Annotated in this window: 8 protein-coding genes; all 8 read left to right on the forward strand. The window is 28.6% G+C overall.

Translation table 11 applies throughout. The features are described from left to right. Positions 1–353, forward strand: a 353-nt coding sequence (locus tag A9G45_RS14410) for a hypothetical protein (protein ID WP_176701811.1), incomplete at its 5' end; no start/stop codon positions are given. Beyond that, positions 329–1,045 (forward strand): lysozyme, encoded by a 717-nt coding sequence (locus tag A9G45_RS06320; protein ID WP_081297842.1) that lies wholly within the window; start codon positions 329–331, stop codon positions 1,043–1,045. The genes A9G45_RS14410 and A9G45_RS06320, both read left to right, overlap by 25 nt. Beyond that, the gene (locus tag A9G45_RS14415; protein ID WP_065566066.1) at positions 1,042–1,401 is read left to right on the forward strand and encodes a hypothetical protein; all 360 of its coding nucleotides are present in this window, start codon (positions 1,042–1,044) and stop codon (positions 1,399–1,401) included. The genes A9G45_RS06320 and A9G45_RS14415 overlap by 4 nt, the downstream gene beginning before the upstream one ends. A gap of 33 nt (positions 1,402–1,434) precedes the next feature. After that, positions 1,435–2,172 carry a hypothetical protein gene (locus A9G45_RS06330; RefSeq protein WP_065566065.1) on the forward strand — a complete coding sequence of 246 codons (738 nt, stop codon included), beginning with the start codon at positions 1,435–1,437 and terminating at the stop codon, positions 2,170–2,172. Positions 2,173–2,210: 38 nt separating this feature from the next. Continuing rightward, positions 2,211–3,149: a glycoside hydrolase family 19 protein gene (locus tag A9G45_RS06335; protein ID WP_065566064.1), complete on the forward strand. Its 939-nt coding sequence runs from the start codon at positions 2,211–2,213 to the stop codon at positions 3,147–3,149. Positions 3,150–3,185: 36 nt separating this feature from the next. Further along, the gene (locus A9G45_RS06340; RefSeq protein WP_141673627.1) at positions 3,186–4,127 is read left to right on the forward strand and encodes a hypothetical protein; all 942 of its coding nucleotides are present in this window, start codon (positions 3,186–3,188) and stop codon (positions 4,125–4,127) included. 443 nt (positions 4,128–4,570) lie between these two features. Beyond that, positions 4,571–4,822, forward strand: a complete 252-nt coding sequence (locus tag A9G45_RS06345; RefSeq protein ID WP_065566062.1) for a hypothetical protein — start codon at positions 4,571–4,573, stop codon at positions 4,820–4,822. A 102-nt stretch (positions 4,823–4,924) separates the two neighbouring features. Next, a partial coding sequence (locus A9G45_RS06350) for a hypothetical protein (protein ID WP_141673628.1) occupies positions 4,925–5,420 on the forward strand: 496 nt, incomplete at its 3' end.

Genomic DNA, 5,420 nt, shown 5'->3' on the forward strand with positions numbered 1-5,420 from the left:
AAGGCAAAATGCCGAAATGGGAAGCGTTAAACAGCGAGCTGACGGAAAATGCTAAAAATATATTAGCGTATTTACAAACGGGTGACGAAGCAAAATTAGATGCATATTTAAGCCGTGTAGGTAAAGCAAAGGACTCCCCTGAAGCGAAAGGGTTTGAAACACTAAGACGAGAAATAAGCCGTTTTCCTGCAGATTATAAAGAATCACCCTCGAAAAAGCTGACTAAAGAACAGTTTGAATCTTATGCCAAAATGGAAGCATTAGAAAAACAAGTAACAGCTTGGGAAAAGACCAAAGAGAAGATAAAAAAGATGTTATGGTGGGATGAGTGGCTAAAGGCTTATCGAAGTTAAACCAACAAAACGACACGCCCCCAAAAAATGGCGAGGCAACCAGTGCCACAACTGCTACAACCACCGCAACAGACACCACCCCACCTGCCACGCTTAGCGATGATGGCAAGGCGTGGTTTATTCATCCTGTTACTATTATGCAGCTAGCCGCTTATAAAGAAATCAAATTTAGCAAAAAAGGAATTGCATTTCTAAAAAAATGGGAAGGATTAAGATTGAAGCCGTATGATGATCAAACAGGTAAAACTATTACAAATTATACTAAAGGAGCTACTATTGGTATTGGGCATTTGATCAAATCTTCTGAAGAGTTTGAACTATATAAAAATGGTATAAATGAAGCTACAGCAGAAAAATTGCTTTCTAATGATTTAAATTTAAAAGGTTATATTAAGGTTGTTTCCGAAAATATAAAAATAACACTTCATCAATATGAATTTGATGCTTTAGTTGCTTTTTCTTTTAATATTGGCATTGGAGGATTTAAGAGTTCAACTGTAGTAAAAATGATAAATAATCCAAAAGGATCTTATACTTATAATTCATTAGAGGAAGCATGGTTATCTTGGAGTAACTCCCAAGGAAAATTTAATCAAGGCGTTAATAATCGAAGACGTTCGGAATATTATTTATTTAAAAATAATAAATATACTACATATAGTCATTTGGATGGAGAATATAAAGAAATATGAAAATAATTTTCATTATAATGCCATTACTATCTTTTGTTTGTTTAGCTAATGATTTTAATCATTCTTGTCTGTATACAACTAAATATAACTCTTTAAAATATAATATTAAAATATCCTATTGTTGCGAAGAGGGGGAATTAGACTGTAAAAATGTTTATTATGAAGGAACGAGAAAGAAGGATCAGCTATATATATTTTTAAAAGGGGAAACTATAAATCATTATTCATCTCATCGCTTATTAGGGTATCAATTTCAAAACAATGATTATTATTACATTATTCGAGATAATCAATTAAGTATATATAAAAATAACAAGTTATTACAGAATCAGGAGCTAGAAGAATTAGATGATTAATGTAAATTAAATAATTAAATATTATTCAATAATATGCAATTAGTAAAAATATCAATATTATTTTTTTATTTCCTAACGACACATTCATATGGAAGTATAGAATTTAATAAAATAAAACAATCAATTTATCATTGTTTTGATAATAGTTCTGATTGTCAACAAATTAAAGTACCCATGGAGTTGAATGATGAAATTGATGAATCAATCTTATCAATTGACAAATTTTTGGGTCAAAATTATTTATTGATGACATTAAAATATAATTCTACACCTAATAAGTGTTATTCGCTTTATGAAATAAAAAATCATATTATTCAAGCTAAAGGGAAACAAATTTTAAGCGATGGTTCTCAGTTATGTGATTATAAGAAAACCAATGATCAATTAATTAATCGTTTTCTTGATGGAGGAAAGTGGTATGAAAAACTTTATAAAGAAAAGGAGAAATATTATCAAATAATATTAGAAGATCAATGTATTGGTTGTGATATGGTGCAGCGTAAAATTTATAATAAAAATTTAAATTATTTATTGGTGACAAATGAGCATAATCTTCTTGATAGAAAACCAATAATTAAAAAGATAGCTATTAAACAGGCTTATTTATATGATGATGCTTTGGAAAACTCAAAAACTAAAATGTATTTAATTGAAGATGACAAGGTAGAGTTATTACAGTACCGAGACGATTTTTATCAAATTCGATATTTAACTAAAACCCAGAAGTTAATTGTTAAATGGGTTCATTCGTCGGCTTTACAAGTACATTAATTTGACTATGCAAGAATAATATCTGAACAAATCAAAAAATGTTATGGTGGGATGATGTTGCTAAAGGCTTAGCCAAGCTAAACCAACAAAATGACACCTCCCAAGAAAATGGCGAGACAACGGATACCACAACTCCCCCTGCAGATACCACCCCACCAGCCACGCTTAGCGATAATGGTAAGGCGTGGTTTATTCATCCTGTAACAATGCATATTTTTAATTTTGAAAGTTGTGTGTGTAATAAGCATATAACTGAAGATCAATTTAAATCAATAATGCCTAATGATATTTTGCGTAACGGATTATTTTATAAAATGAATAACGATTTGAAAAATACATCATTAAGTACGTTTCTTTTAAAATTGAATAAGTATTTTACTCAACACAATGTTACTAGCTGTCTTCAGAAAGCGCATTTTATATCGCAGATATTATGTGAAAGTGATTTTTTTAGAACAGCAGAAGAATATAAAAATAAGGATGGTTCAACGCCTTCTCATTGGAACAATTATAAAGGAGGCGCAAATTATCATGGTAGAGGACTTATTCAAATTACCCATAACTATAATTATGACTCTTTCGGTAAATATATTAATAACAACACACTTAAAGATAACCCGGATATAGTATGTTCTACTTTAGATTTTACAATAAAATCTGCATTTTGGTATTGGATAAATGGAAGTGCGTGGGGAAATATTAATAGCATTGCAGCAAATAATGACTTTCTTAAAGTTACCATGGCTGTAAATGGTGGATATAACCATGTTGTAGAAAGAAATAAGGCACTTATCACTTTATACGATAAGTTTAATATTAAGAACTGTCTTTTATATCACGATATTAAGTTTGATAACTATTCTTTTGATACAAGCGCAATGGTTAATAGTAAATGGTATGAAAATAACAAAAATAAAGTAAAAGAAGTTGAAACAGCTTTAAAAGATTTCTATACAACATTACAAAGGGAAAATTAACATGAAAAAAAAATTATTTTTATTATTTTGTTTTATTTGAATTTTCCTTTATATGCTCAAATATGTAGTGAAACAAAATCAAATGATCTTAAAGGGCAATTTATCAATGGCGATAAATTCAATGGTAAATATACATATTGCCGTTTCAGTAAACCTGAAGAAGGTATAATTTCGCAAATTGATTTGAACTTGGACATAGATGGAAATGTAAATAATTATATTTATATAGGAGGGATGAATCCTTCAATTGAGATTTCAGACTTGGGAATTATATCCATTTTTGATAAATTTGGTGGTATGCAAAGCCCTGCAAAAATAACTTATTTAACAAGTAAAAATAAGAAGTTAATTAAAATAGGAGAAATATACTTAGATTTTTCCCTTGGACAGGTTACTGATTATTCAATTGAAAATATTGATGATAATACTGATAAATTTATTGAAACTATTTTATCAAAAAAACAAGATTCTTTTATTAACAAAGCTACCCTTTCATATACAGATTATTTTATTTTGTTTTTAGCTAAGAATTTGTTAAAAACAAATATAGATACAGTTTGGCAAGATAAGTTTTATACTAAATTACTTTCAATGGGATATGAAGATATTATCACACTTTATAATCAAAATATATTTTATAAAGATTCAACTCTTTGTAAAAAGAGTCAGAATGAAAAAGATGCGTTCGGTTGTCGAATTGGTAATAATCAATTATCAATTTGCTACAATTATGTAACTCATAATTTACTGTATCGATTTGGAAATAAATCAAATATAAAATTAGAATTAATAAAAGAATTAACTAATCAAGATGGAAGTGCTCATATAATAACTTTTGTTAATAAAAATACTCAATACTTGATAAATACTCAACCAAAAAATGAGTCTATTCAAATAATCCAAAATGGAAAACGTTTAAATAACTATAAATGTGAAAAAAATTCTGTTGAACCAATGATGTTAAACAGTTTTAATTGACTATTTTAATTTCAAAATATAAATGCAGAGGATTGATGCAATTAACTTGAAAGAAAAATTATGCAAAATATTCTTCATTTTCAGTTATTGATGTTGTAATTAATTATTTCTGGATTTCTGATAAATTATCATATTCTGCTGATTCAGCAGGTTGGTATTGGCGATATTATTGATGGGAAAATGGGAGAAGCGACAGCTCTTATTATAAATTCTATTTCTGATAAAAATAAATTATTAACGCGTATTACTGACATAAGGAAAGCATATTATACTAAATTAGCCATTAAAGAGGACTAGTTTTAAGCGCAATATATTATTTGTTTTGTTTGTTTTATTACATTTAGATTATGCCTGTGCTTTAGATATTGAACAAACTTGGACTGAAGAAATCTATTTAGAAAAAAATGAAATATCTTATAGTGTTTTTTCTATACAATTAAAAATTGACAATAGTAATAGGGGAATTATGTTCTATTGTTAATTATGGTAATAAAATAGATTGCCCTATACCTTTTGCATCTAAGTTAATTAATAATCAAATTAAGGTTCATTTTGATAGTACTTTTGGCGGTAAAAATGGTATAGCTATTATTAGACTACAAGAAGATAATTTAATTTGGGAATTAATTACTGCTCCTAACGGAGAATATTATTTTGCAACGAAAGCAAAATTACTTCCTGAAAAAGAAAATTAATAAATAGTTATTTTTATCTTGCAATAGATGTGAGCAGTTGTTTTTGGACAAGAGGAAAATTATTAATTAAAGGAAAATATTTTAAAAGTAGCACCAAACTAAATGGAGAGTGGTAATGTAAATACCCCATTTTTAGTACACACAGCATTACGGGTCGAGATGAATGATGCAAAGTTATCGCTAAGCGACAATCGAGCAATAGATGCCCAAGGTAACTTGTGGTTAAAAGTCGATGTACTTGATGATAAAAACCGAAAAAGAAGTGGTTGGGTGTTAGTGAATGGTGAAGGTGCTAAGCGGGTCAGTTGTTGGGATTGGTTTGATTTTATGCAGATAAAAGAAACGGCCACATTAAAAGAACTCTACCTTGGCGCAGACAAATCGTTAAAACGTAATAAAGACAACCATTCATTATCGCAATATAAACCAACAATAAAAGAAACATTATCTATTCTTGATAAGCAATACCATATTGAAACAAAAATATATACCAGTATAAAAGAAGCGAGTTTTAAAGGTATTGCAGATAAACCGATGCTATTTACGGCATTAAGTCGCTTATTAATCAATTACGAAAGCGAATGGTATAGTGAAATTG

The organism is Gilliamella sp. HK2 (genome assembly GCF_001690265.1).
In the GTDB taxonomy this organism is placed as follows: Bacteria; Pseudomonadota; Gammaproteobacteria; order Enterobacterales; family Orbaceae; genus Gilliamella; species Gilliamella apicola_C.